The 22,607-nt window shown below is 60.5% G+C and carries 22 protein-coding genes and 1 pseudogene; 8 read left to right on the top strand and 15 right to left on the bottom strand.

Annotated features, from left to right (window positions below; all coding sequences use genetic code 11):
- Positions 1 to 484: 484 nt before the first annotated feature.
- Positions 485 to 928, bottom strand: coding sequence for a hypothetical protein (locus P5W99_RS38160; protein ID WP_434667029.1), 444 nt, complete (start codon positions 926 to 928; stop codon positions 485 to 487).
- Positions 929 to 1,083: 155 nt separating this feature from the next.
- A complete protein-coding gene (locus P5W99_RS38155) occupies positions 1,084 to 1,509 on the bottom strand; it encodes a GNAT family N-acetyltransferase (protein WP_434667027.1) in 426 nt (141 codons plus the stop codon).
- 377 nt (positions 1,510 to 1,886) lie between these two features.
- Here P5W99_RS38155 and P5W99_RS38150 point away from each other — a divergent pair, with 377 nt between their 5' ends.
- Together P5W99_RS38150 and P5W99_RS38145 are read left to right on the top strand one after the other, a co-directional pair.
- Positions 1,887 to 2,021: a hypothetical protein gene (locus P5W99_RS38150; RefSeq protein ID WP_434667024.1), complete on the top strand. Its 135-nt coding sequence runs from the start codon at positions 1,887 to 1,889 to the stop codon at positions 2,019 to 2,021.
- A gap of 294 nt (positions 2,022 to 2,315) precedes the next feature.
- The gene (locus P5W99_RS38145; RefSeq protein ID WP_434667021.1) at positions 2,316 to 2,684 is read left to right on the top strand and encodes a DUF3564 family protein; all 369 of its coding nucleotides are present in this window, start codon (positions 2,316 to 2,318) and stop codon (positions 2,682 to 2,684) included.
- A gap of 477 nt (positions 2,685 to 3,161) precedes the next feature.
- Here P5W99_RS38145 and P5W99_RS38140 read toward each other — a convergent pair whose 3' ends face one another.
- On the bottom strand, positions 3,162 to 3,353 hold the full coding sequence (locus tag P5W99_RS38140) for a hypothetical protein (RefSeq protein WP_421028812.1): 192 nt from the start codon (positions 3,351 to 3,353) through the stop codon (positions 3,162 to 3,164).
- Positions 3,334 to 3,870 (bottom strand): hypothetical protein, encoded by a 537-nt coding sequence (locus P5W99_RS38135; RefSeq protein ID WP_434667018.1) that lies wholly within the window; start codon positions 3,868 to 3,870, stop codon positions 3,334 to 3,336. The genes P5W99_RS38140 and P5W99_RS38135 overlap by 20 nt, the downstream gene beginning before the upstream one ends.
- Before the next feature lie 146 nt (positions 3,871 to 4,016).
- Here P5W99_RS38135 and P5W99_RS38130 point away from each other — a divergent pair.
- Positions 4,017 to 4,328: pseudogene (locus P5W99_RS38130) on the top strand (methyl-accepting chemotaxis protein); the annotation flags it as partial.
- A gap of 327 nt (positions 4,329 to 4,655) precedes the next feature.
- Here the strand turns inward: P5W99_RS38130 and P5W99_RS38125 are convergent.
- From P5W99_RS38125 to P5W99_RS38115, 3 genes are all read right to left on the bottom strand, one after another.
- Positions 4,656 to 6,071 (bottom strand): ISKra4 family transposase, encoded by a 1,416-nt coding sequence (locus tag P5W99_RS38125; protein WP_434667016.1) that lies wholly within the window; start codon positions 6,069 to 6,071, stop codon positions 4,656 to 4,658.
- A 275-nt stretch (positions 6,072 to 6,346) separates the two neighbouring features.
- Complete coding sequence (locus P5W99_RS38120) at positions 6,347 to 7,036, bottom strand: CBS domain-containing protein (RefSeq protein WP_434667013.1); 690 nt, start codon at positions 7,034 to 7,036, stop codon at positions 6,347 to 6,349.
- 89 nt (positions 7,037 to 7,125) lie between these two features.
- On the bottom strand, positions 7,126 to 7,485 hold the full coding sequence (locus tag P5W99_RS38115) for a hypothetical protein (RefSeq protein ID WP_434667010.1): 360 nt from the start codon (positions 7,483 to 7,485) through the stop codon (positions 7,126 to 7,128).
- Between the two features lie 87 nt (positions 7,486 to 7,572).
- On the opposite strand from P5W99_RS38115, the gene P5W99_RS38110 reads away from it, so the two are divergent.
- From P5W99_RS38110 to P5W99_RS38100, 3 genes are all read left to right on the top strand, one after another.
- Positions 7,573 to 8,055, top strand: coding sequence for a hypothetical protein (locus P5W99_RS38110; protein WP_434667007.1), 483 nt, complete (start codon positions 7,573 to 7,575; stop codon positions 8,053 to 8,055).
- Between the two features lie 794 nt (positions 8,056 to 8,849).
- On the top strand, positions 8,850 to 10,937 hold the full coding sequence (pgaB, locus tag P5W99_RS38105) for a poly-beta-1,6-N-acetyl-D-glucosamine N-deacetylase PgaB (RefSeq protein WP_434668401.1): 2,088 nt from the start codon (positions 8,850 to 8,852) through the stop codon (positions 10,935 to 10,937).
- A 38-nt stretch (positions 10,938 to 10,975) separates the two neighbouring features.
- Positions 10,976 to 12,169 carry an FAD-binding domain gene (locus P5W99_RS38100; protein ID WP_434667004.1) on the top strand — a complete coding sequence of 398 codons (1,194 nt, stop codon included), beginning with the start codon at positions 10,976 to 10,978 and terminating at the stop codon, positions 12,167 to 12,169.
- Here the strand turns inward: P5W99_RS38100 and P5W99_RS38095 are convergent.
- The 3 genes from P5W99_RS38095 to P5W99_RS38085 all read right to left on the bottom strand — a co-directional run bounded on the left by P5W99_RS38095 (position 12,166) and on the right by P5W99_RS38085 (position 15,053).
- Entirely contained in the window at positions 12,166 to 12,399 is a 234-nt protein-coding gene (locus P5W99_RS38095) for a hypothetical protein (protein ID WP_421029080.1), read from the bottom strand. The two genes, P5W99_RS38100 and P5W99_RS38095, sit on opposite strands and share 4 nt — an antisense overlap.
- Before the next feature lie 102 nt (positions 12,400 to 12,501).
- The gene (locus P5W99_RS38090) at positions 12,502 to 13,812 is read right to left on the bottom strand and encodes a chloride channel protein (RefSeq protein ID WP_434667001.1); all 1,311 of its coding nucleotides are present in this window, start codon (positions 13,810 to 13,812) and stop codon (positions 12,502 to 12,504) included.
- 80 nt (positions 13,813 to 13,892) lie between these two features.
- Entirely contained in the window at positions 13,893 to 15,053 is a 1,161-nt protein-coding gene (locus tag P5W99_RS38085; RefSeq protein ID WP_434668398.1) for an MFS transporter, read from the bottom strand.
- Positions 15,054 to 15,421: 368 nt separating this feature from the next.
- Here P5W99_RS38085 and P5W99_RS38080 point away from each other — a divergent pair, with 368 nt between their 5' ends.
- Entirely contained in the window at positions 15,422 to 16,459 is a 1,038-nt protein-coding gene (locus P5W99_RS38080; RefSeq protein WP_421028684.1) for an IS481 family transposase, read from the top strand.
- 233 nt (positions 16,460 to 16,692) lie between these two features.
- Positions 16,693 to 17,199 (top strand): peptidoglycan-associated lipoprotein Pal, encoded by a 507-nt coding sequence (pal, locus tag P5W99_RS38075; RefSeq protein WP_434666999.1) that lies wholly within the window; start codon positions 16,693 to 16,695, stop codon positions 17,197 to 17,199.
- Between the two features lie 41 nt (positions 17,200 to 17,240).
- Here pal and P5W99_RS38070 read toward each other — a convergent pair whose 3' ends face one another.
- From P5W99_RS38070 to P5W99_RS38050, 5 genes are all read right to left on the bottom strand, one after another.
- On the bottom strand, positions 17,241 to 17,489 hold the full coding sequence (locus tag P5W99_RS38070; protein WP_434666996.1) for a hypothetical protein: 249 nt from the start codon (positions 17,487 to 17,489) through the stop codon (positions 17,241 to 17,243).
- A complete protein-coding gene (locus tag P5W99_RS38065) occupies positions 17,473 to 19,437 on the bottom strand; it encodes a chloride channel protein (RefSeq protein WP_434666993.1) in 1,965 nt (654 codons plus the stop codon). Before P5W99_RS38065 ends, P5W99_RS38070 begins: the two co-directional genes overlap by 17 nt.
- Positions 19,438 to 19,494: 57 nt before the next feature.
- A complete protein-coding gene (locus tag P5W99_RS38060) occupies positions 19,495 to 21,096 on the bottom strand; it encodes an APC family permease (protein ID WP_434666990.1) in 1,602 nt (533 codons plus the stop codon).
- A gap of 113 nt (positions 21,097 to 21,209) precedes the next feature.
- Positions 21,210 to 21,641, bottom strand: a complete 432-nt coding sequence (locus P5W99_RS38055; RefSeq protein ID WP_434666987.1) for a MarR family winged helix-turn-helix transcriptional regulator — start codon at positions 21,639 to 21,641, stop codon at positions 21,210 to 21,212.
- A 568-nt stretch (positions 21,642 to 22,209) separates the two neighbouring features.
- Positions 22,210 to 22,584 (bottom strand): STAS/SEC14 domain-containing protein, encoded by a 375-nt coding sequence (locus P5W99_RS38050; RefSeq protein WP_421029088.1) that lies wholly within the window; start codon positions 22,582 to 22,584, stop codon positions 22,210 to 22,212.
- Positions 22,585 to 22,607: the final 23 nt, after the last annotated feature.

Genomic DNA, 22,607 nt, shown 5'->3' with positions numbered 1-22,607 from the left:
CGTTTAGTGATTTTGCATAATTCCATTGATCGCATTTCTATAGGGATACTAATCATATGCCATTGACGCAAAGGGTCGGTCGCACAGCAGGAACCGGCGCGGGTGGCCCGTTGCATGTCCTCCCCATCAGCTCAGATTCGGCCAATTCGCTCGAGCACGTTGCCGGGGCCGTCGCACACGGGACGGCGCCGCCCGTCCACGAGTCCTGTGCCGTGGCATAGATGTCGTTGAAGATCTTGTGCAGGCCAGCGTGGGAGGAGGGCCGTGGCGGCCACGGTCCCGGAGGCAGGCAAGACAAACTGGTCGGCACCTGCCAGCACGGGTGTCCGGCCATTTGCTGCATCCAGAAATCTGGATATCACCGATCGGGCGTCGCCAACCAGCAATCCGCTCCTGGCGCCGCGCGCAGACAAATTCGACGACTTTAAAAAGCGGGCAACCAGTTGATTCGAGGTCGCCCTGCGATCTTTGTGCGAACAGCGCGTCAGGCCTCGCAGACAATTGCCGATAGTATCAGCGGAATGACCTGTTGAATTTCTGCATGACCGCCCGCTTTTCGCACGAGTGCTTCGACAGCGTCGGTCGAACCAAATACCACCGCTCCGTAGACTGGACCCGAGGACGTCTTGGCACTTCCGGGTTTGAAGAATGGGTCACCCGGCTGGTATCCAAACACTGCGCGAACTCGCAGTCCGTAAGCCGTGAGATCCGTCGTATGCGTGGGCCGAAACGCATTGACCGAGTCCGCCTCGACGTGAATCGGGGTGGGGTCAATCGACTGATCATTGATGAGGTTGGCAATGAACGCGTGTGGATTGGATTTGCACGCGAACTGTTCGTCGAGCGTGCGCCCGAACGCCGACGTTGTGCAAATTCCGGCACTCGTTATGACTGCGGAAACCAGAGGGACGAGAAGGCGCTTGTTCATGGCAGACCGTGGAATGCACCCGGCTCGATATCGTTACCTTGCGACACGCGACCACGTGTATTCGCGAAACGATGCGTATGCGGGTGCGGGGGATATTGCATTTCGTTTCTGGAAACCATTCGAGCGTGCTGACTGCCTATGCGCAAGGATGGCTACTACAACGCAACCTGCATGATGTCGAGCGCTGCACGAGGTGACGTGCGTTCCAGTGAATGGCGCAGATCGTCCGGTAACTCCGATGTCTCGGCTGCCGTAAATCCGATCTTCTCGAAATAGCGTTCGGCGCCTGTGGAGTCGACGACCAGTGACTCGATTCCGCACTCGCGCGCATCGGCGACGAGCAGCGAAAAGATGAAGTCGCCGAGCCCCGCGAACCGCGCGCGTCGTGCGACGGCGATGCATCGAAGTAACCCGACCTTGCCATAGTGCTCCAGGCCAGCGCATCCAATGATGCCGCCACTGTCCCTGGACACCAGATGGCGATCGATGTGTTCGCGGACGCCCTCGACCGGCAATTCGCAGGTACGCAGCAGATCCTCGACCTCGGGGAGGTCTTTCTTCGTTGCATAGCGGGGGCGCATCACACCATCTCGACAAGCAAAACACTGGTGTCGATGCTATATCGCCGCGGTCGTTCGTGCGCCCAGGGATTCTTCGTAAGGTCATATCGGGACGTCTGGTGCGAACGAGAAAGTGCTGCCGCGACCAGGGCGGCATGCGATATGAATCTCTCCACCCATCAATCGCACAAGTTCGCGCGCATGGTGTACTTCACGCCCAATGCGTGTTGAAGCTTTCGTACAACGGACAGCGGCGCCATGAAGAGCAGCAGCGCCAGCTCAGCATCGCCGCGCTCAGGCGTCGCGCATCCGCGCCGGGATTCGAGATCACCCCGACCGGCCAGACACCCTGAAAACCTACTGTATCCTTAGTGTTTCTCGTGAGGTCGGAAGATGGCATGAAAAAAAAGAATCTTGAATTTGAAGACATGCGGGCGACGGTTTCACCGCCAGGGGGTTACGTCTGGTGGGGCGACCGCAGGGATCTGCTGGCTACAGCGGCTCACGCGGCCGGTTTCGGGCGGATCGAATGATTCTGGTCGACCCTCCCGAGTCGTCAGCGGCCATGCCACCGCAAGGAGATAGGTCGGTACAGTTGCCCGCTGCATCGCCACTTTCACAGGCGTCTGATCAGCCCTTTCGGAGATTGTCATCGCTGACCACGCCCTGTACAGCATGGTTACCTGACTGTGCGGAGGGGTGGATTAAACGGGCATTGGCGACAGCCTGACGCATACAAAGAGCCCGCATCTGCACGTATCGTGAATATGGCAAACGACGACGACCGTGGCGGATCACGGAGCCACGAACAACGATTGGAGAATTCCATGCGCATTACGCTCCATCTCGACACGTTCGACCGCATTGACCCGAATGCCTATGCGATCCTTTGGATCGACAACGAAACCTGCAAGTGGTCCCGCGAAGGTCATGCCGGTCTCCAGCTCCCCGAATGGGGAATGCTGCGGGTCGAAAGCCCCGGCGTGCTGGTTTGCGGTCAGCATGATGCGCGCCCTCTATTCACCCTCGAAGGTCTTGCACTGGAAGGCCAAACTGGTCCGTTTGAGGGAGAATCAGGCGAGGCACTCTGGCACTGCGAAAACGGGCCACGCATCGCAGGACACTGGCATGTACAGTGCATCGACAAGGATGCAGTGCCTGCCGAGCACAGCGTGTTCGCAGAGGACGAGGTCTAAGGCGAATCTCAGGCCGCCGGCGGTACAGAATGCGCCAGGAGGCTCAGGGCGGCCCTGAGCTGTTGAGGCCAGAAGGGGCCATTCAAACGAAACGGCAGGCGTTGCGCGACCTGACGTCGGCCTGCGAGCGGCCGAAAAGTGAGTGACGCCGACGCCCGCATGTCCGACATGCGCCTGTGATCACGGATCGTTCATGGCCGTTCTCCGCCCAATACAGACGGCACGCGCTGCAGCTACCTTCGAATGCGAAAGGCAGACGCAGCACTTCCCTGATTTGACGCATGGATAATGGTTGCCAGCATGAGATCGCGATGATGTTCGGCGCTTCGCGCGCAACGGTCTGGGACTACCTGGACCGTGCCCGGCGTGCGCAACTGGACTTCGGGAAAGGTGTTGCCATCGGTCGGCAGTCGCCGCGCGCCGCCAACAAAAACGCCACCCGCAGGTGGCGTTGCTCGTGCCCGGGGGCAGTATGGATCAGTCCTGCCCGGATTCGGCCGTGCGACGCGCACGCACCCTCAGCGTGGCCCGGTAGATCGGCCGGGCGGGCTGCTTCGGCAGCGTACCATTCGCGATCGCAGCCTCGGTGTGTTCGAGGACCACGGCAACGCCGCGCTTCTGCATGGCGACCACTTTCGGGCGCAGCCTGCTAGATGCGTTCAAAGCCATAGAATCCTCCTTCGTCAGTGGCGGGGCGCGTCACACACCGGAACGACGCACCGAACTCGCCGCGGGCAAACCGCCGCGACATCTTATTATGGAGCGAGTCAAGCTTGCCGTTCTGCGGGGCGTAGAAATACTGGCGCACGGCCGGAAACGCGAGGGCATGGCCCTCGACGGCCACGGCCAGCACTTCCATGAACTGCCAGATCATGTCGGGCTCCGGCAGCGGCCACGCGCGCGGGTCGAACATCGTGTCCCGGTCGGCCCCTGCGCGCAGGAACTTGACGATGCGCGAACCGGGCGCCGGGATGAAGCCGTTGTTCCACGCGACGGCTGCCTCGCGCACGAAATCGGGGTCGTTGCCGGCATACGCCATGACGTCGGCGAAGAATACGAGAAACCGCGTGCCGGCGAAGTCGATACCGACTGCCTCCATCGTCGAATCAATCGGCAACGGTTCGTTCACGACGATGGCGTTGTCCGGCGGGTTCGGAAAAAGGCGCGCGATCAGCGCCGGGGTCACATAGTCGATCATGCTCGGGTCTGGCTGGTTTCTGCCAATTGTATATAGGAGCGCCAGATCCGCGACACGCGGGCGGCAGCCGGCGGCGCAACAGCGATGCGCTGAAAGGCCCACGACAGTGCGTCTGCGCGCGATCGGCGGTACTGATCAAGTCGCTGCTGGAAGTTTCCGTTGGAAACGTCCAGGCGGGCGCCGAGCAGGTCAACCTTGCCGGCAAGACAATTGCTGAGCTTACGGAGGCCATCTCCAATGTCGCGACCATTACGAGCGAAATAGCCCATTGCGCACGCGAACAAAGCCGCGCGATCGGTGAAGTTAGCCAGGCGGTTTCGCTGATGGATCAGTCGACCCAGCAGAATGCGGCGCTGGTCGAAGAACTCGCGGCCGCGTCGGAATCGCTTGGTACGCAAGGCCGCGATCTAGGCGCGACAGTAGGTTTCTTCAAGCTTGGTGTCTAGGAGAGGGTGTTCGATGATGCAGACGGACAGACCCGGTGTCCTGGCTCGCTGATAAAACGCAAGCCAGATCCCGACAAATGTACACGCGACGGGCGAGTTCTCTGACCTAAACGCGCTCCTGTTGGTTGGCCGGAGTCACATTCCCAGCAAGCACGAGCCGTTGTGGTGGCAGGGCACCGACCTACTTCCGTGTGGTCTGGATCGTCGAGAGCTTGCCGTCAGCGCCTCTTGCCTGGTCTTTGCGACAACCGCGCGTCAACGTTGAAGGCTGTTGGCGTTCTTAGTTTCTGGGAGTGGACGAAAAGTGGGGGAGCGTTCAGTTCTGTGTTAAACGACCTCGGGCGACCTGAAGTGCGGAAAACGCTTCATGAAACAGCTCTGCAACCTGCCGTCAAGCAACTCCACGCGAGTCTGGAGTAAATAGTGCGCGCCCTTCATGGACCAACGCATCTGTTGTCGCTTTGATAAGCGACGATTGATCAAGTGATTCATGACCGACTCCGCAGACGCCGACGAAACGCGTCGTCCCTCCGTACGGGCACGTTGATAGTCGACCAGATCCGTTTTGTTATGCTCCAGGAATGTGAGCAGGTGGCCCGTTGCCCGATAAGCTGTCCCTGAAGTGAGTCGGTAGAAGAACGGTAGTTGTCCTGAAGCGATAGCGAGAGTGGCGCTCATTGTGCGGAGCATCTCGATTGCGGTCTCACCGCGACCGCGCCACAGCGCATCGCGTACATTGGTGAGGAGGCGCTCCGATCGCTGGACGATTTCCGGTCTTTCGGAAAAGTAGTTATATGCACGAATAGAAGTCCGTATCGCGTGCAGTTTCATGCTGACGTGAAACCAGTCAAGAATCCTCGGCGATACCCGAGGGGCTACTGATGTCACCAGCGAGCGCATTCCGCGGGCCCCATCCGAGATAACATCGATCATGGTAGATGGCACCCAGCCACATTGGTCAAGGGCGCCTGCCACAAGAACCCGGGTCAAGCTTGGCCGCTGCAAAGCAGACACAAATCTTCGGGATACTAGGCCATCGCGCTCGACCCTGCCGGCAATGACTTCGAATTTGCGGACTTCCTGGAACTGGTTGGCGCTCAATACCGTTCCGTCAATCGCGATCCGCAGGTGGCCGGCTCTGTTGCTGTCGCGTTTGCGCGCGCCAGCTAGCCATCCGATCCGAAATTGTTCATTCTCAACGTATTCTCCGCACTGAACGGTGTCTTTACGGACTGTACTGTGCGACAGCTTCTTTAGTCCCGCCAGGTCGGCGACGGAACGCGCGGCCTCGCGATAGGAAACGGATGCCCCGTGTTTCGCACACAGGTATGTCAATTCTGGTGTGCGTCGCGTCGGCAGAAGGGGCTCAATTGAGCACTCTGAAAATCGTAGATCGATAGAGTCCCCGTTTTCGTCGTACGGCTCAGGGGTGCACAAGCAGGATATAACTCGCGGCACCTTGACCTGAACCTTGCCAATTGCGGTCGCAAAGGTCCGGGAACGCCAATCCTTGATGCGCCGATAGCTGCCGCATTCTCTGCAATTCCGACGAAGCCTGTCATAGGTGTTGATCTGATCTTGCGCTACAAGTTGCTGCAGGGCTGCCAGAATCTGGCGACCTTCGACAAGAGACAACCCGAAATCGGCAGGCGTTGCGTCAATCAACGGCCGCTGCACCGTGCAAACAACGGTCGTGTTGCTCGTTCCCTGCCGCTGCAGAAGAATGTTCCAACCTAGTTTCATGGCCGTCTCCCCAGCGGGTCAACGGTTGCAGTGTAGTCTATGCCTACCTCCCCCGGATTTTGTCCACTCCCGGAAATTGCGAGCGACAACACCTGCATTATCGCTGGCTCAGGCCCCGGTCGATCCACTTAGCCTGCTGTCCGAATTTGCGCGGCCACCTCTATTAAGGCTGAGTTGTGCAATTCTGGTCGTGGCGCAATGGTTTCCGGTGCATCAGGAATGCGGAGGCCTCAACCGGAATGCGGCCTGGCTTCCGCAGTCAACCCGCGAAGCCTCTAGTAAAGTGGGATAGACGGATAATCCAGGTGACATTTTACTTCCCTGACGCCGGGTATGTTTTCGGCGGCAATCCGAATCGCCTCGCGCTCGTCCTCGCTCTTGATGACGCCCCACAAGTGGGCAACGCCGTTGGTGACGATTACGTTTTGTGGCTGCAATGCCCAGCGGTTCCGGCCCAATTCAGTCAGGATGGCTTGGCGTATTTCCGAATCACTCCGGGTGATGCTGTTACGCAAATCAGGCCCAACGCTTGCCAGTACACGAATGAGGCTCGCGCGACTGACCAGCCCCGTCACCTTGCCATCTCGCAGCACGGGGACACGTCTGATTCGGTGCCGGTCCATCAACTCGGCGATCTCGGCGAGCGGCGTCTCTTCTGTTGCAGTGACGACGTCAGTCGTCATCACCTCACTTAGGCGGCGCGAGTGTTCCTTCACGTATTCGCTGGCTAGCTCCCGCGTCGAGGTGAAAAATTCCGACAACCGCCCGCGCCGCTTCATCCCAGTCCCGATTTCAGTGCGGTGCAGCAAGTCTCCCTCGGTTACCATGCCTACCAGTTTGCCGTCCCTGTCAACGACAGGCATCCCACTGATGCGATGGTCAGCCAACATTTTCGCAGTTTCCTGAATGGTCATGTCGGGCCGCGCCAGGACCACTGCCGTCGCCATTACGTCGATTGCACGCATTGCATTCTCCTCTGGTACGAAGTCATGGCGTGCAGTGAGTCCCTTTCGCCCAGAAATCAAGGCGGCGCCATATCGCCATGAAAGCCGACTTATTTTTTATGATAGATTTGGTCGATACGCGCAATTTGACCTAAATCAATGCGATCGCCGACATCAGACATGCCTTGCCCGGGAATTTTAGGATAGGAAATGTCGTTTGCAGGATCAGCAAACAGCATCAGGAATTCGTGAAACGCGGCTGCCCTGAACGCTTTGAGCGCCGTCACCAACGTGCCTTCGGGAAGCAATGCGCCAAACACGCACTGCCCCTGTGACGAGCCATACACGCTTGATAGCCCGACTTTTTGCAAATTCCCTGTCTTTAGTGACCCAGTACTGCCGGGATTATTTGCGCCATGGCACAGAGCGCATTCCGCGGCAATCCCGGCGGGCGGACGTTGATTCGGCATCGTTGATCAATGTCAACTTAGCCTGACAAAGCAGCCATAGACTCCATTTCACGGGAACCTGCGAGTTCCGGTTTTGGAGACCATTTCATGAACATATTCCGCAAGTACCTCGCCTTGACGATAGCGGGCTCTACCCTTTCGCTCGTCGCCGCACCCGATTTGGCCCATGCCGCTGGCCCGTCCGTCCACATCACCATGTACGTGCTGCGCGGCGAACAAGCACCGAAAGGAGCCGATGGTCACGGACACGACATGATCGCGCCAGCGAATATCGTACTCAAGGCAGGGCAGCCAGTCGATTTGACCATCATTAACTATGATGAGGGGCCTCATACGATCACAGCCAGGAAGCTGGGCGTCGACATTATGGTCGCCGCTGGGCATGAGCAGGCGGATGAAACGGTCACGCCTGTAACCACGCACTACACGTTCACCCCGACGCAGAAGGGCGTCTTCAGGTGGCATTGCCTGATTCCCTGCGACAAGGGTGGCAAATACTGGGCGATGTCGACGGGCGTCGGCGGTGACGATCAGGTTGGCTATATGGCCGGCTACTTCATCGTGATGTGACTCCTGAATGCAAACCGGCGGGACCCGGGGAAATATATTTCGCAATATGCTTCAGAAAGTTACAGCGGGCGAGATTTTAGGAATATTAATCAAATGCCCGATCATTCGTTTGAAGTGGGTTGACGATCTGGTTGTGGAATTCGTACAGGTCAGCGCGTGGCGCGATCCTGCTGCCTAGACGGCAGCAGGATCCACTGCGGGGACATCAAAAGGGCATCACTTTTGGCTAAGACCGTCCCGGGGTCGCACCGGAAACTTTGCTGAGTGCAGTGAAAGCACGAGATACTCGTACAATCATGCTGATCATCCGGCGAGCCTTCAAAACCTTGCCTGGATTCGTGTGTTGATCCAGGTATGGCGCTTGCGCACCTTCCGGTACTTTAATTGCCACGAGAAGTGGAACGGCAGGACTTTCCGCGTCAGCACTCCAGCCTTGGGCGTGCACAACATGACGCTCGTCACACGTGACGCTACGTTGAACGCTGCAAAACAAAGCGGTCGGTCGACTCTCAGTTGAGACCGTAGCGGCCAATGCGGGGCGGGAACAAACGAGAAATTTGACGCAGGGGCTAAAGGGGTCTCTTGCAGCGTATCAGTCCGGCTGCGGAAGTCTGTAGCAGGAGCGGCTTCGCCGCAGGCCATGGCTGGTCATCCATCTTGAATCGGTGTGTTTTCCATCATGACCCGCTCGCAGCTTTGACATCGACGTGATGCCTTCGGCGAACGGACGAACGCTCGACATACACTGCACTTACGGTTCGGTTCCGACGTCGGATTTTGAAAGGAGGCCGATGATGCAGACTCGGCGACGTTTCATCTGTGGGTGTCTGGGTGCCATGGCAGGCGGTACACTCTTCCCATCGTTCGCTCCCGCAAGGCTGATTGACATTCTTCCACCGGCCGATCCGGCGGACGGTGTGACCTTTCGCGTGCTGTGCTTCCATGACGTGCGCGACAACTTGCGAGCGCAATACCATACGAACGGCCTGACCGATCCCTACGCGGTCGATACCGGCACGCTGACGTCGATTTTTTCATGGCTGGAAGACAACCATTACCACCCTGTCACGATCGGCGCGATTCTGGCTTCACGCGCAGGCGGCGCTCCGTTGCCGCCGCGCCCGGTACTGCTGACCTTCGACGATGGCTTCAAGAGCCATCACGACAAGGTCTTGCCGCTGTTGAAGGACTTCCGCTATCCGGCAGTCATGGGCATCGTGACATCATGGATCGATACGCCTGTCAAAAGTGGCGTTCGTCTTTCGGATAAGCTGGTCGTACCGCGTAACATCTTCATGTCATGGGATGACGTGCGCAACGTGGCCTCGTCTGGGCTGGTCGAGCTGGCGTGCCATACGCACGACCTGCACCACGGCGCAATTGCCAATCCGCAAGGCAATGAGTTGCCGGCAACAACATCGCATCTGTACCTGAAAGATCAGCAGCGCTACGAAACGGATACCGAATTCCATTCGCGCGTGCGGTCGGACCTGGCCACATGCATGCAGCAAATCAGGGCGCAGACGGGCGCTTCCGTGCGGGCGATGGTTTGGCCTTATGGAGCACAGAACCTTGCCGTGCGCACTATTGCGTCGGATCTTGGCATGCCCACGCAGTTCACGCTCGAGGACGGCCCGAACACGCGTGATGTGCCGCTCAACCGGCTGCGCCGGATTCTGGCGACGTACGATATCGACGTTGGCGGTCTGGAGCGCTCGATGCGCGAACCCGCGCAGAACCGCGGGGAGATCAACCCGGTGGAACGCGTTGCCGTCGTTGCACTGGACGACGTGTACGACCCTTCACCTGCCGCGCAGGAAAAGAAGCTTGGCGAGCTGATCGATCGAATGTACGCATTGCGTCCAAGCTCCGTATACCTCCAGGCGTACTCGGACCCCAGACGTTCCGGGTTCGCACGCGCCGTGTACTTTCCAAACCGGCACCTGCCGATGCGCTCGGATCTGTTCTCTCGTGCAGCATGGCAGTTGAACACGCGTGCTCACGTGGAGGTCTACGCGTGGTTACCGGTGCTCGCCTTCGCGATCCCGGCCAAGCTTGACAGGCGGGTGGAATTCGTCACGGCGGCAACCGGCAGCCGCCTGCCGCCCGGTGCCTCCGGCGTGCGGCGGCTCAGTCCTTTCGATCCCGCTGCGCGGGCATATGTGCGCGAACTGTACGAGGACCTGGGCAAGTATTCCGCGTTCAACGGCGTGTTGTTTGGCGAGGACGCGATGCTTACCGATTACGAGGACGCGGGGCAGCATGCGCGACAGATGCTTGCCCGCTGGGATCTGCCGCAGAGTATCGACCAGATCCGCTCCAACCCTGACCTGGCGAAGCGTTGGGGCGACATGAAGACCCGGTATCTGCTCGACTTCACAAAGGAGCTCAGGAAAATCGTGCTCGATAGCCAGAACAGCGACGAGGTGCTGACCGTTCGGACGATATTTCCCGATGCTCTGGTCGATCCACTTGCGGGACGGCGCTACGCGCAGAACTATGAAGCGTTCCTCCGCGCGTATGACTATGTTGGGCTGCTCGCCATGCCTTCTCGCCAGGGCATCACTTCGGTGGATCATTGGCTCGATTCGTTGAGCGAGAACGTGCGGTCCGTGCCGAACGGCGCTCACCGGACGGTCTTCCTGCTCGAAGCCACCGACGCCCATACGGGCGCACGCATACCAACGGGGCGTCTCGTGAACCAGATGCGTCATTTGCGTATGACCGGGATGGTGAGCTACGGGTACTATCCCGACAACTTCGCCCGCGATCTGCCGCAGGCTGTTGCGCTCAACGATGTTCTGTCAACACGATCGCAGCTCAACCGTGATTCCATCAAGGCGCTGTTTCAGGCCAGCACCGGCGGAACGCTTTACCACTGACGTACGACACGCGGTAGTCACGAGGAGGAGAGCCAGCCTTGGCGACAGCGAACCGCCGAATCCTGATCTGTGGCGCGGGAATTGCCGGACCATCCCTGGCTCACCGGCTATTGCGGTACGGTTTTGAACCCACGATTATCGAGCGAGCCAATTCGTTCCGCGATGGTGGCTACATGATCGATGTGTGGGGTACCGGATATGACATCGTCGAGCGCTATGGTCTGTTGCGACCGGTGCAGGAGCGTGCCTACCAGTTTGACAGTCTGAAGTTCGTCGACGGGCGGGGACGCGAAGTGTCGGGATTTGGCGGGGCCGTATTGCGCAAGGCACTGAGCGGGAGGTTTTTTAGCATTCCGCGCGGCGACTTGGCGCGAACGATCTACGACACGATCAGTGAGCGGGTCGAGGTGCTGTACGGGGTCTCCATTCATTCGATGATCCAGAACGCGCAAGGCGTCCTGGTCGAGCTCTCGAGCGGACAGAGGCGATGCTTTGATCTGCTGATCGGAGCAGACGGCTTGCATTCTCGTGTGCGCGAGCTGGTGTTCGGCAAGGAGGCGCAATTCGAAAGATATCTCGGCTACATCGCCGCGTCGTTCATCGTCGATGGTTATCCGCATCGGGATGAGGCCACCTATGTGAGTTTCGCAAGGCCGGGCCGCCAGATCAGCCGATATGCCATGCGCGAAGGCCGAAGCGCATTTCTGCTGGTGCTTGCAGAGATCCCGAAGCCCGGCGTTGCCGCTCACGATTTGGCGGCGCAGAAGGCCCGGCTTCATGCGCGTTTTGCCTGCGATGGTTGGGAAACACGTGAGATTCTGGCGCAACTCGATACCACGCGTGACCTGTATTTCGATGCAGTCAGCCAGATTCGCATGCCGCGTTGGACGAGGGGCAGGGTAGCGCTGCTGGGGGATGCCGCGCATAGCCCCTCGTTGTTGGCGGGGGCAGGTGCAGCCTTTGCGATGCTTGGCGCCTATGTTCTGGCGGAGGAATTGAACGCCGCAAACGGGGATTTCGCGCGTGCCTTTGCGGCGTATGAGCAGCGCCTGCGGGGCTTCATGTTGCGCCAGCAGGATGCAGCTGCGCGTTTCGCGGGCTCATTCACGCCGCGCAGCCGTATCGGACTTCTCCTGCGCGATTGTGTCGTGAACCTGATGAACGTCCCGCAGATTGGCGCGTGGCTTGCGCCGCGCATGCTGGGAGAGCGCTTCCTGTTTCCTGGCGATTAGCCTTGGTAATTGACTGGCATCCGGCGGTCACCGTTGTCCTTCCGTTCGACGCGCAGATGGCGCGTATTACGTTCGATCGACATCAGAACGAGGGCTTCGCTGGGAACGCTGCGTGCACTGGCGGGATTCCTCACGTTGCTTCTGAACTGCTCGCTCCTCCTGTCGTGCGTGACCTCGAGGGCACGTTCGGCGGCGATGCGCTCGATTTTGATGCGGGCGTATTGGTTCATCGCCGCCGCTACGAACCGCTCGCGATTGTCTTATTCCCACGTTGCTGCAAGCTTCATTTCAATCCCGTTGATATCGGTCCAGGCGCGCCGTTGGCATCGAACTCACGGCTCGCGCAGATAGCGCTCCGACAATGCCTCGTACAGCGGTGGTGCAAAAAAACGCGAGACGCGGCTCGCGATGAGCGCGGTAGCCATCAGCGAGATGACGAGCGCATGGCCGTTGATCATCTCGATGACGATCACGAATGCCGTGATCGGACTCTGCGTCACCGCCGCGAGATAGCCGACCATACCGAGCGCAATCAGCATCGACAGTTGCATCTGCGAGAACACCATGTGCAAGGTATTGCCGATGCCGGACCCGATGGCCAGCGACGGCGCGAACAAGCCACCGGGCGCGCCCGGCAGATACGATCCCACCATCGAGATGAGCTTGAGGATCGGGTAGGCCGCGCTGACATGCGCAGTGCCTTCCAGCATGCCGCGCGCCTCGGCGTAGCCGCTGCCAAACGTGTGACGGTGAGACAGCACGCCAACGATGGCGATGACGAGGCCGCATAGCGCCCCGAACAGCACCGGCCGTTGCGCGCGCATCTCGAGCAGCTTTCGCGGCATCCAGCGCCGGGTATTGAGCAGCAGCCAGCAGAAGCTGCCGCCCAGCACACCCGCAAGCACGCCGGTCAGCAAGACGGCGACGCTGAGCCATTGTGGCAACCTGGAGCCGATATCGATCGTGCCGAAATACACATAATTGCCCTGGAGACCCAGCGAAACGACGCCGGCGAAGATGATGGCCGTGATCAGCACGCCGCTCGTGCGCTGCTCGAAGCTGCGCATGAGCTCTTCGATGGCGAACACGACCCCTGCAAGCGGCGCATTGAACGCCGCGGACAGGCCCGCGGCGGCCCCTGCGAGTGCCAGCCTGCGTTCGAGCACGCCCGGCCGGATGGTGAGGAAGCGCTGGGGATAGAAGCGCCTCAGGCTGAACATCAGGGCGGCACCGACATGGATGGTCGGTCCTTCGCGGCCAATCGTGAACCCGCCGAGAATGGCGAGGAACGAGACGAAAATCTTTCCGGCGAGGATGCGCAGCGTGAGCAGTTGCGGCCCGAGTTCGTTGGGTCCATGCAGCATCGCGATGACCTGCGGGATGCCGCTGCCTTCGGAGCCGGGAAAGAATTTTCGCGTGAGCCAGACCGTCACTGCACCCGTTGCAGGCGCAACGAGCAGCGGCAGCCAGAACCGCTCAGCCGCGTAATGCAGGAACAGCGCATAGCCAAAATCGATCAGCTTCGCGTAGAGCACGGCGACGAGGCCGACGGCGATCGCGCCCAGCCAGAACACGCCATAGTGGAGCCACAGCCGGTTGGCGCGCTGTAACGTTCGCCTGTCGATCAGTCCGAAGATGCGCACGATCTGTATCCCCTGTTTGTCGATTGTCGTTGTATGGATGGTACAGGCGTTTCTTCTGGTAGTGCCGGCGCGCAAAAAAGTCAGGCACGGCGCAGCGGCGGTGCCTTCATGCTGGCCGCGATCAGGAGCCAGCAGAACACGAGCCCCGAGCACGTGTAAAAGACCGCGCTCGCGCTGCCGTGCTTGAGCAGCCAGCCGCCCACCACGCCGCCGAGTGCGAGCCCGATCGACTGGGTGGTGTTGTAGACGCCCGTGGCCGCGCCCTTGCGGGTGCCCGGCGCGAGCTTGGACACCAGCGAGGGCTGCGAGGCTTCGAGGATATTGAACCCGAGAAAGTACACGAACAGCACGGTCGCCACGATTGCTATGGTATGCGCAAGCGAGCCGAGCAGAAGCTGGCCGATCAGGACAAGCCCAATGGCCGAGCACAGCACGGCCTTCATCTTGCCCCGCTTTTCCGCGGCGATGATGGCGGGCACCATCAGGACGAACGAGACGCCCATCACCGGCAAGTAAATTTTCCAGTGCGACGCCACGGGCAGGCCCGCATCCACGAGCAGGCGCGGCACGACGAGAAAGAGCGCGGTCTGCGTGGCATGCAGCACGAACACGCCGAAGTTCAGGCGCAGCAACTCCACGTTGTGCAGCACTTCGGCGAACGGCGCGCGCACGTGCACGGGCCGGGGCGCATCGGGCACGATCCACAGCACGACGCCCACGGCGAGAATCGAAAACACGCCAACCAGCGCGAACAGGCCGCTCATGCCCACCCAGTGGAACACGATGGGCGCGCCCACGATCGCCACCGCGAAGGACATGCCGATCGAGCCGCCCACCATCGCCATGGCCTTGGTGCGGTGCTCCTCGGAAGTGAGGTCGGCGATGAACGCGAGCACCGCCGAGGAAATCGCCCCCATGCCCTGAATCACCCGCCCGACGATGATCCACGTGATGTCGTGCGCGAAAGCCGCCACGAAGCTGCCGAGGGCAAAAATCACGAGGCCGATGACGATCACCGGCTTACGGCCCATCTTGTCCGAAAGCCAGCCATAAAAGATATACAGGAGCGATTGCGTGACACCGTAGGCCCCGAGCGCAATGCCGACGAGCAGCACGTTGTCGCCGCCGGGAATGGTTTTCGCGTAGACCGAAAACACCGGCATGATCATGAAGAGGCCGAGCATGCGCAACGCGAAGATCGCGGCGAGCGACACGGTCGCGCGCATTTCCGGCGCGCTCATGCGTGAAGAAGGAGTGGGCGACGTCGAGGAGGTGCGCATATGGGCAATCGAAAAAAAAACCCAGCGGAAACGCTGGGTCAGGGGAGTTGCCGCCGGCACTCTACCGGTGGTAACTGGACGTTTTCAATCCGGCAAGCTGAGGATACAACGGTGTCATACCCGTTTCTGATGCACCCACTGAAAGCATATTGCAATAAATGGTCACAGCATGACATTTTGCCAAGTTTAAGCCGCAATACTTAAAGGAAGCTTAAATTGCAGTGGACTAGACTAAATCTGACAGTGGTTGGTTTCTCATGCTGGCGCGCGTTGGCGCGGAGGGCGTAGCCCGTAGCGCAATGCGCGCCGCGAACAGCAAGGAGTCCGCCATGACTCAGGAGCAGAAGGTAATTCGTGCCAAGGTCGGCATACTTGAGTTGGCCCGGCAGCTCGGCAACGTCAGCCAGGCCTGTCGCGTGATGGGTTACTCGCGCGACAGCTTCTACCGATTTAAGGAACTGTACGATCGAGGCGGTGAGGCTGCGCTGCAGGAGATTTCCCATCACCGGCCGTTGCTCAAGAACCGCGTAGATCCGCAGATCGAGGCCGCCGTTGTCGAGCTGGCCCTCGAATTGCCAGCCTACGGCCAGATCCGTATCGCCAACGAAGTCCTCAAACGACATGCCCTGTCCGTTTCGCCCCAAGGCGTCCGTAGCATCTGGTTGCGCCACGATCTCGAGACCATGTCGAAGCGCCTGAAGGCCCTGGAAGCCAAATCCGCCCAGGAGGGTTTGGTGTTGACCGAGGCGCAGCTCGTCGCGCTCGAACGCGCCAAGCACGAGAAGGAAGTGCACGGCGAATTCGAGTCAGAGTGTCCAGGCTACTGCGGCGCGCAGGATACGTTCTATGTCGGCAACCTCAAGGGCGTAGGCCGTGTCTACCAGCAGACTTTCGTCGACACCTACTCGAAAGTTGCATTCGCCAAGCTCTATGATCGCAAGACGCCCTTGCCGGCGGCGGACCTGCTCAACGATCGCGTGGTCCCGTTCTTCGACGGCTTCGGCATCCCGCTGCTACGCGTGCTGACAGACCGCGGTACCGAATACTGCGGCAACCCCGAGCATCACGAATACGAGCTGTACCTGGCTGTGGAAGACATCGACCATACCCGAACAAAGGCCAAGTCGCCGCAAACCAACGGGATCGTCGAGCGACTGCACAAAACCATGCTCAACGAGTTCTACCGCATCGCTTTCCGCAAGAAGATCTACGAATCGATCGCTACCTTGCAGACGGACCTTGATGCGTGGCTCGACCAGTACAACAATGAACGGGAACATCAGGGACGGTGGTGTTACGGCAAGACGCCGATGCGCACCTTTCTCGATTCGCTGGAACTCGCCAAGGAGAAACTCATTCCCCATTGACCGCTTCCTCTCTATCGGCCCGACTACCTGTCAGATCGAGTCCCGGCTAATACACTTAAATTTATCGCTTCAGGTGCGCGGTTTTGCCGGAGGATCCGGTTACGCGAGAGCATTCGTGAAATCCAACACCAACGCGGGAAAATACGCTGGCATCCGGGCATATTGCCACCTAGACTGCATCATGCAATGAGAATAGTGGTGCTACGCATGTCCACCCGGACCGGGAGCCTCGGATGAGCCTGAATCGATCCTGCGCGGCAATCCTGCTGGCTGCGCTGCTTGCCGGATGTCATTCGGCAACGACGGTGCCGCAAACCAGTGGCACGGCAAACACCAATGCCGCCACGACGCCGCCCGTCACCGGGGCAGCGTCCTCAGTCGACGAGCTGAACAATCCCAACAGTCCGCTCGCCAAACGCAGCGTCTATTTCGATTTCGACAGCTATGACGTGAAGAGCGACTATCTGCCGTTGCTGCGCGCCCATGCCAACTATCTGCGCAATCATCCCGCCCAGCATGTGCTGATCCAGGGCAATACCGACGAGCGCGGCACGGACGAGTACAACCTGGCGCTGGGCGAACGCCGCTCCGAAGCTGTGTTGCACGAGCTCGAGTCGCTCGGCGTATCCGGCTCCCAGCTTGAGGCCGTCAGTCTTGGCAAGGAGAAGCCCGTTGCGCCTGGCCACGACGAGGCGTCGTGGGCCCAGAACCGGCGCGCCGATCTGGTTTATCGTCAGTAGTTCGTATCACTATGGCTGGGCGCCGTGGCGCACCAGGCCATTCACATGCCCATGAAGTAGGGGCGTACGTCCATTTCCTCTGCCCACGCATGGACGTCGAGCATGTCTTCGAAATCCACGGGCAGCTCTTGCCACATGCAGCAAAAACCGTTCGCCGTCCGATAGACGATCACCCATGCGCGATTGTCTTCGCCGGGCCGGCTGGATCCCGGGGCATTGTGCAGCTTCGCGTAATGCAGTGCCGCTTCGATGCGGCTGCGGACCGCGCGCCATTCAGTCTTTAGTTTCATGACGGTCCTCCTCGTCTGCGCCGCGCGACGCTACTTCGCGCTGCAACGCACGCGCATCGCCGTGCGGCCCGCGCGCATCGTTGTTCGCACGAGCCGGGAAAATGCGGATGCTGCTGGCGACGGCATCCGCAATGTGCTCCTTTGCAATGACGCCGCTGACTCGCAACGGCCCCGATAGACCTCCAGCGACGACGACCGCCATCGTCGCCCTGTGCTGCCGCAACTGGCTGATGACGTCGAATGCGGCATCGGACTCGTCGACGACGATGTAGTTGTGTTGTGCGAGCCGGCCCAGCGTCACCGTCAGGTCGTCGCGACTCACGGCGCGTCGCAGGCCGGTATTGATGCGAAGCACGCCGTTTATCTTGCCATCGCGTGTGACAACCACATGACGAAAGGCCGGGTCGCCTGGCGAGCGAAGCAGATTCCGGAACGGCACGGCCTCGTCGAGCACGAGGACATCGGTCTCCATGACCTGTGCAGCGCTTTGCACCAGAAACATGTTGGCATGCAAGGCATTGGGAATGACGTGCCCCCGGCGCGCAAGCTTCAGCGTATAGATGCTCTCGTGCGAAAGCAGGCGGCGGGTGCCCAGGCTAAACGCGACGGCAATGATCATCGGCAGCACGATGTCGTAGTCGCGCGTCATCTCGAAGATCATCGCCACGGCGGTCATGGCGGCGCCGGTGCCCGAGCCGACCATGGCGCCCATGCCCACCATGGCGAACGCAGGAGCGCTCACCGGCACCCCCGGCAGCATGAACTGGAACGCCGATGCCAGCGCGGCGCCCAGCGTCGCGCCGACGAACAGTGACGGAGAGAAGACCCCACCCGACGATCCGGAGCCGAGACTGACCGAAGTCGCGAACGTTTTCGCGGCAGCAAGCAGAAGCAAAAACAGGCCGCCCTGCAATTGGCCGTAGAGCGTCGCCTGGATCGACGCGTAACCCACGCCTTCGACGTAATAGTGTCCGGCGTAACGCATCAGCGCGTACATCAACGCACCGACAAGCAGCATGCCGAGCGCGTGGCGCCAGTAGCGATTATGGATGCGGTCGAAGCCGTCTTCCGCCCAGTGCAGCGCGCGTATCAGCACGGCAGCGGCAGCGCCGGTGACCACCCCGAGTACTGCGTACAGCATCATCGTGAGGGCGCTGCCCGGCTGATTGGGCAACGCGCCCAGCTGCGCGGGCACCAGAAATGCGGGTTCGCCTCCGAAAAAGAGCCGCCCGACGAACGTGGCTGTCCCGGTCGCGAGGGCAACGGGAAGAAACGTGTTGACGCTGATCTCCGGCATCATCAGTTCGGTCGCGAAAAGTACGCCGCCGATAGGCGTGTTGAAGGTGGCGGCGATCCCCGCGCCCGCACCGGCCGCGACCAGCGTGATGCGCTGGCCCGCAGCCATCGGCATCGCCTGGCCGAGTGTCGAGCCGAGCGCCGAACCAATCTGGATGATGGGGCCTTCCCGGCCCACCGCCGCTCCGGTGCCGATCGCAAACGCCGACGCAAGCGACTTGACCACGGCGACGACCGGCCGGATCACGCCGCGTTTGAAATAGATCGCGTCCATGACTTCTGGCACGCCGTGCCCCTTCGCCTCGGGCGCGAAGGTGCTGACGAGCCAGGTGACGACGAGCGCGCCTGCAACGGGGACGAGGATCACCCAGGCGCCCCATGGCGCCGCAGGTGTGAACCGGCTCGCGTCATAGGAAAACGACAGATGGCCGAGAAAGAACGCATTGTGCACGGCGCCAATCAGGCCGCGAAACACGACGGCCCCGAGGCCGGTGACGATGCCCACGAGGAAGGCATAGAAGCACAGCAGATAGATGCCTATCGGCTGCGCTTCGTCATCGGGCAGGGCGGCCGGTAAGGCGCGCCCCGCCGCGACCGGAACGGCCTGGCGAGCGGCCTTCCCAGTATCCTGTTGCCTTATCCCTTCGCTCATGGTCCTGTGCTCCCGGCTGCCATCGGTTGCTTTGCGGCGCTCGCCTGACTGTGGTCGTTAGCTGGTGCTGTTCATGCGCGCCATCATGTCAGCGGTTTCGCTGCCGTCAAGCGAGCTGCGAAGCGCAAGCAGGAGCACCACAATGCTCCAGACCGTGACGACCAGGATATCCCAGCCAAAGCCGATCACTCCGCGTCCGCCGCCGATTCCGCCAAGCCACGAAAGCACCCAGAGGCCGCCGAACCAGGGCAGCAGCCATGCGATGTGCTTCCAGCCGAAGTCGTGAACGCTGCGGCGCGCAATGAAGTGATAGTGGACGGCGTAAATCACGAAGCCGATCGCCACAAGCGTGAACAGGAAATTGTTGGTCTTGAACCCGGTCCAGTAAATGATGAGGTTGCTGCAGATAAAGGCGAGCGGGGCGATGATCGCGGCGCCGCTCATGCGGAACGGCCGTTGGAGATCCGGCAGATTGCGCCGCAGGACCAAGAGCGCGACGGGACCGAGGCCATAGGTCAGCACGGTGACGGAGGTAATGTAGTTGACCAGTTGCTGCCACGCCGGGAAGGGCAGCAGAAACAGCACGCCAACGACCCACATCACGAGCACGCTGAGCCACGGAATCCTGTTGCCGTTCAGGCGCGTGAGCGCGCGCGGGCCCGCGCTCAGCTCACCGGTGGCGAACAGGACGCGCGAGCCGCCCGTCATGTACATGAGGCCGGTGCCGCCCGGCGAAACATAGGCGTCGATGTAAAGCAGCGTCGCCATCCAGCCCAGCCCGAGCGTGGCCGCCAGTCCGGCAAACGGCCCCATTTCTCCCTGGAAGCTCAACTGCGCCCAGCCGTGCGCGAGGTCGCCGGGCGAGAGCGCCATGATGAACGCGACCTGGAGCAGGATGTAGACGACGGCGGCCAGCACCACGGCACCTATCACGGCAAGCGGAATATTGCGGTGCGGGTTGGCGGTCTCCCCGCCCAGGTCGATGGCTGTGCGAAAGCCGAGATAGCTGAAAACGATGCCGGCGGCCGGCAATGCCGTGAACATGCCCGAGAGCTTGTAGGTGCCGGGCGCCGCGTGCATGACGTCCCAATGGGTGCTCGCGGCGATCAGCCCAACGATGGTGGCGAGCGGCACGAAGATCTTCCACCACGTGATGGTGGAGTTCACGTTGAGGAGCCAGCGCACGACCATCAGATTCAGAAGCGCCATGACGCCGAGCAGCGCGGCACAGGCGATAAATCCTGTCAACGTAAGCAGCCCGGAGCTTCCCGGGCGGATAAACCAGGGGAGATAGTTGTTGGCATAGGTGACGATGGCCTCCGCTTCGACTGCGGGCACGGGCACATAGGCCAGAAAGAGCAGCCAGCACCAGATGCGGCCGAGCCCTTCGCCGTGGCTGGCGTGGCTCATGTGGACCAGCGCGCCGCTGCGCGGGAAGAGCGCGGCGAGCTCGGCGAAGCACAGCGCAATCAACATGATGATGATGGCGCCCAGTATCCAGCTGGCGATGCTGTACGGCCCCGCGATCCGGGAGGCGTGAAATGCGCCGAACAGCCAGCCCGAGCCGATCATGCTGGTGGTGCTGGCAAACAATAGCCCTACGATTCCGGCATCACGCCGGAGCTTGCCTTCGAGGGTCAGGCTTGAGGGTGTGCTCATGCTGAACTCCTTGCTTTCAGTCACCCCTGACCGTCTGCGTTGTTCTTGTGCCGTGTGTAGCATTCTCCTCTTTGACACGCTGGCCGGAGACTACGGGCTGTTGTAGCTTCGTGCTATTCCCCTTTGTCCCTGAATGCCCAGCCAAATGACTGAACCTCCTGCTTGTGAAATGCGGCCACCTTCATGAGGCATTGCTCCCCCTTGGGCGTCAGGTGCACCTGTGACTGACGGCGGTCGTATGGGCTCTGTACGCGGGAGACAAGCCCGGCCGCCTCACAGCGGGTGACCAGCGCCACGGTTCCGTGCGACGAAGCCTGCAGGCGTTCGGCGATTTCGCCCACGGTGGCCCAGTCGCGGTCGGGAAACGCGCGTGTGTGCAGCATGAGCATGTACTGGAGAGGCGTTATCCCCTGCGCATGCAAGAATTCCTCGGAAATTCGCAAGAACCTGCGCAGACGATAGCGAAACTCCGAAAGCTCCTCCAGGTCGGCCCGTGTCACCATTTCCGTTACTTGACGGGGCTTCGGTGGCATAGGCCTGTCCATATTTCGGGGAGTTTAGGTGGGGAAAGGTCACTATGTGACATAAAATATAGACGCAATTGAGTTGTCGTGCAAAACACGATTGTATAAGGGAGCGCCGCGCCGCAACGACTGGACAACGCGCTGGCTTCGCCTGCCGGCGGTTCCTCGGTGTTCATTTCCATCGGCGGTGTGTGGGGCAGCTCGCGGTCGCAATGGTTTTTCCCCGGCCTTGCCGCGCGGACAGCGGCAGTTCGAAGTCGATTCCTCAAAGCTACGTGGTCAACGCTTTCACTGGTACCCGCCAAAGCCACGCGCGTGGCGGGGCGCCCTGTTGCGTTATTGATCGGGTCGCAAGCGTCTATGTCCACGCAGGATGTCAGAAATGGCGGCGAAGCCTGGTTGGTGCTGATGCCTCATTCGTCCGCCGCTCGCTTTCGCCTGGCACCTGGCTGATTTTTTTGTGCTTGGCTTCCCCGCTGGTCGGCAGCGTTCATGTTGTCGTTTTGCTGCGCTCCGGCGAAATGCGTCGTGCTGGCCGTACCCGGTTCCCGGGAGTGGCTGCGCTTCCGGGAATTGAGGATGTGCGATTCTACGGAGACTTACCTTCGACAATCCATGCTCGCGCTGTTGCCGCATCGCCATTTAAATATACCCGGACATCACCAGGGATCATGAATCGAAACGCAGTCAGTGCAATTCGGATCCATTCGACGTTCGTGACGACGGCAACGCGCTCCCACTGTGTGATGTGTTGCATACCGACCTTGAAGTCCTCCCATGCCGCACCCGGGTCCATTCCAGAAAAGTCGGGTCCCAATTCATAGTAGCAGCGGACCTTTGGGTGACTGCGCAGTGTTGCTTCCAGCGCTGGAAGCAACACGTCTTCATAGTCCTTTCTCGTAACACGCCCCGTGGCGACGAATCCTGCTACGCCGTCCGGCAGGCCGGTAACAATCTCGATCATGATCGTCCCCTTCTCGTGATTGG

Source organism: Paraburkholderia sp. A3BS-1L (genome assembly GCF_051125215.1).
GTDB lineage: Bacteria > Pseudomonadota > Gammaproteobacteria > Burkholderiales > Burkholderiaceae > Paraburkholderia.
This window is presented reverse-complemented; position numbering and strand designations above follow the sequence as displayed.

Bases quoted from the DNA above. Each gene is read 5' to 3' on its own strand.
- P5W99_RS38160 (WP_434667029.1), bottom strand. From the start codon at position 928: ATGAACAAGCGCCTTCTCGTCCCTCTGGTTTCCGCAGTCATAACGAGT.
- P5W99_RS38155 (WP_434667027.1), bottom strand. From the start codon at position 1,509: ATGCGCCCCCGCTATGCAACGAAGAAAGACCTCCCCGAGGTCGAGGAT.
- P5W99_RS38150 (WP_434667024.1), top strand. From the start codon at position 1,887: ATGAAAAAAAAGAATCTTGAATTTGAAGACATGCGGGCGACGGTTTCA.
- P5W99_RS38145 (WP_434667021.1), top strand. From the start codon at position 2,316: ATGCGCATTACGCTCCATCTCGACACGTTCGACCGCATTGACCCGAAT.
- P5W99_RS38140 (WP_421028812.1), bottom strand. From the start codon at position 3,353: ATGGCTTTGAACGCATCTAGCAGGCTGCGCCCGAAAGTGGTCGCCATG.
- P5W99_RS38125 (WP_434667016.1), bottom strand. From the start codon at position 6,071: ATGAAACTAGGTTGGAACATTCTTCTGCAGCGGCAGGGAACGAGCAAC.
- P5W99_RS38120 (WP_434667013.1), bottom strand. From the start codon at position 7,036: ATGCGTGCAATCGACGTAATGGCGACGGCAGTGGTCCTGGCGCGGCCC.
- P5W99_RS38115 (WP_434667010.1), bottom strand. From the start codon at position 7,485: ATGCCGAATCAACGTCCGCCCGCCGGGATTGCCGCGGAATGCGCTCTG.
- P5W99_RS38110 (WP_434667007.1), top strand. From the start codon at position 7,573: ATGAACATATTCCGCAAGTACCTCGCCTTGACGATAGCGGGCTCTACC.
- pgaB (WP_434668401.1), top strand. From the start codon at position 8,850: ATGCAGACTCGGCGACGTTTCATCTGTGGGTGTCTGGGTGCCATGGCA.
- P5W99_RS38095 (WP_421029080.1), bottom strand. From the start codon at position 12,399: ATGAACCAATACGCCCGCATCAAAATCGAGCGCATCGCCGCCGAACGT.
- P5W99_RS38085 (WP_434668398.1), bottom strand. From the start codon at position 15,053: ATGAGCGCGCCGGAAATGCGCGCGACCGTGTCGCTCGCCGCGATCTTC.
- P5W99_RS38080 (WP_421028684.1), top strand. From the start codon at position 15,422: ATGACTCAGGAGCAGAAGGTAATTCGTGCCAAGGTCGGCATACTTGAG.
- pal (WP_434666999.1), top strand. From the start codon at position 16,693: ATGAGCCTGAATCGATCCTGCGCGGCAATCCTGCTGGCTGCGCTGCTT.
- P5W99_RS38070 (WP_434666996.1), bottom strand. From the start codon at position 17,489: ATGAAACTAAAGACTGAATGGCGCGCGGTCCGCAGCCGCATCGAAGCG.
- P5W99_RS38065 (WP_434666993.1), bottom strand. From the start codon at position 19,437: ATGAGCGAAGGGATAAGGCAACAGGATACTGGGAAGGCCGCTCGCCAG.
- P5W99_RS38060 (WP_434666990.1), bottom strand. From the start codon at position 21,096: ATGAGCACACCCTCAAGCCTGACCCTCGAAGGCAAGCTCCGGCGTGAT.
- P5W99_RS38055 (WP_434666987.1), bottom strand. From the start codon at position 21,641: ATGGACAGGCCTATGCCACCGAAGCCCCGTCAAGTAACGGAAATGGTG.
- P5W99_RS38050 (WP_421029088.1), bottom strand. From the start codon at position 22,584: ATGATCGAGATTGTTACCGGCCTGCCGGACGGCGTAGCAGGATTCGTC.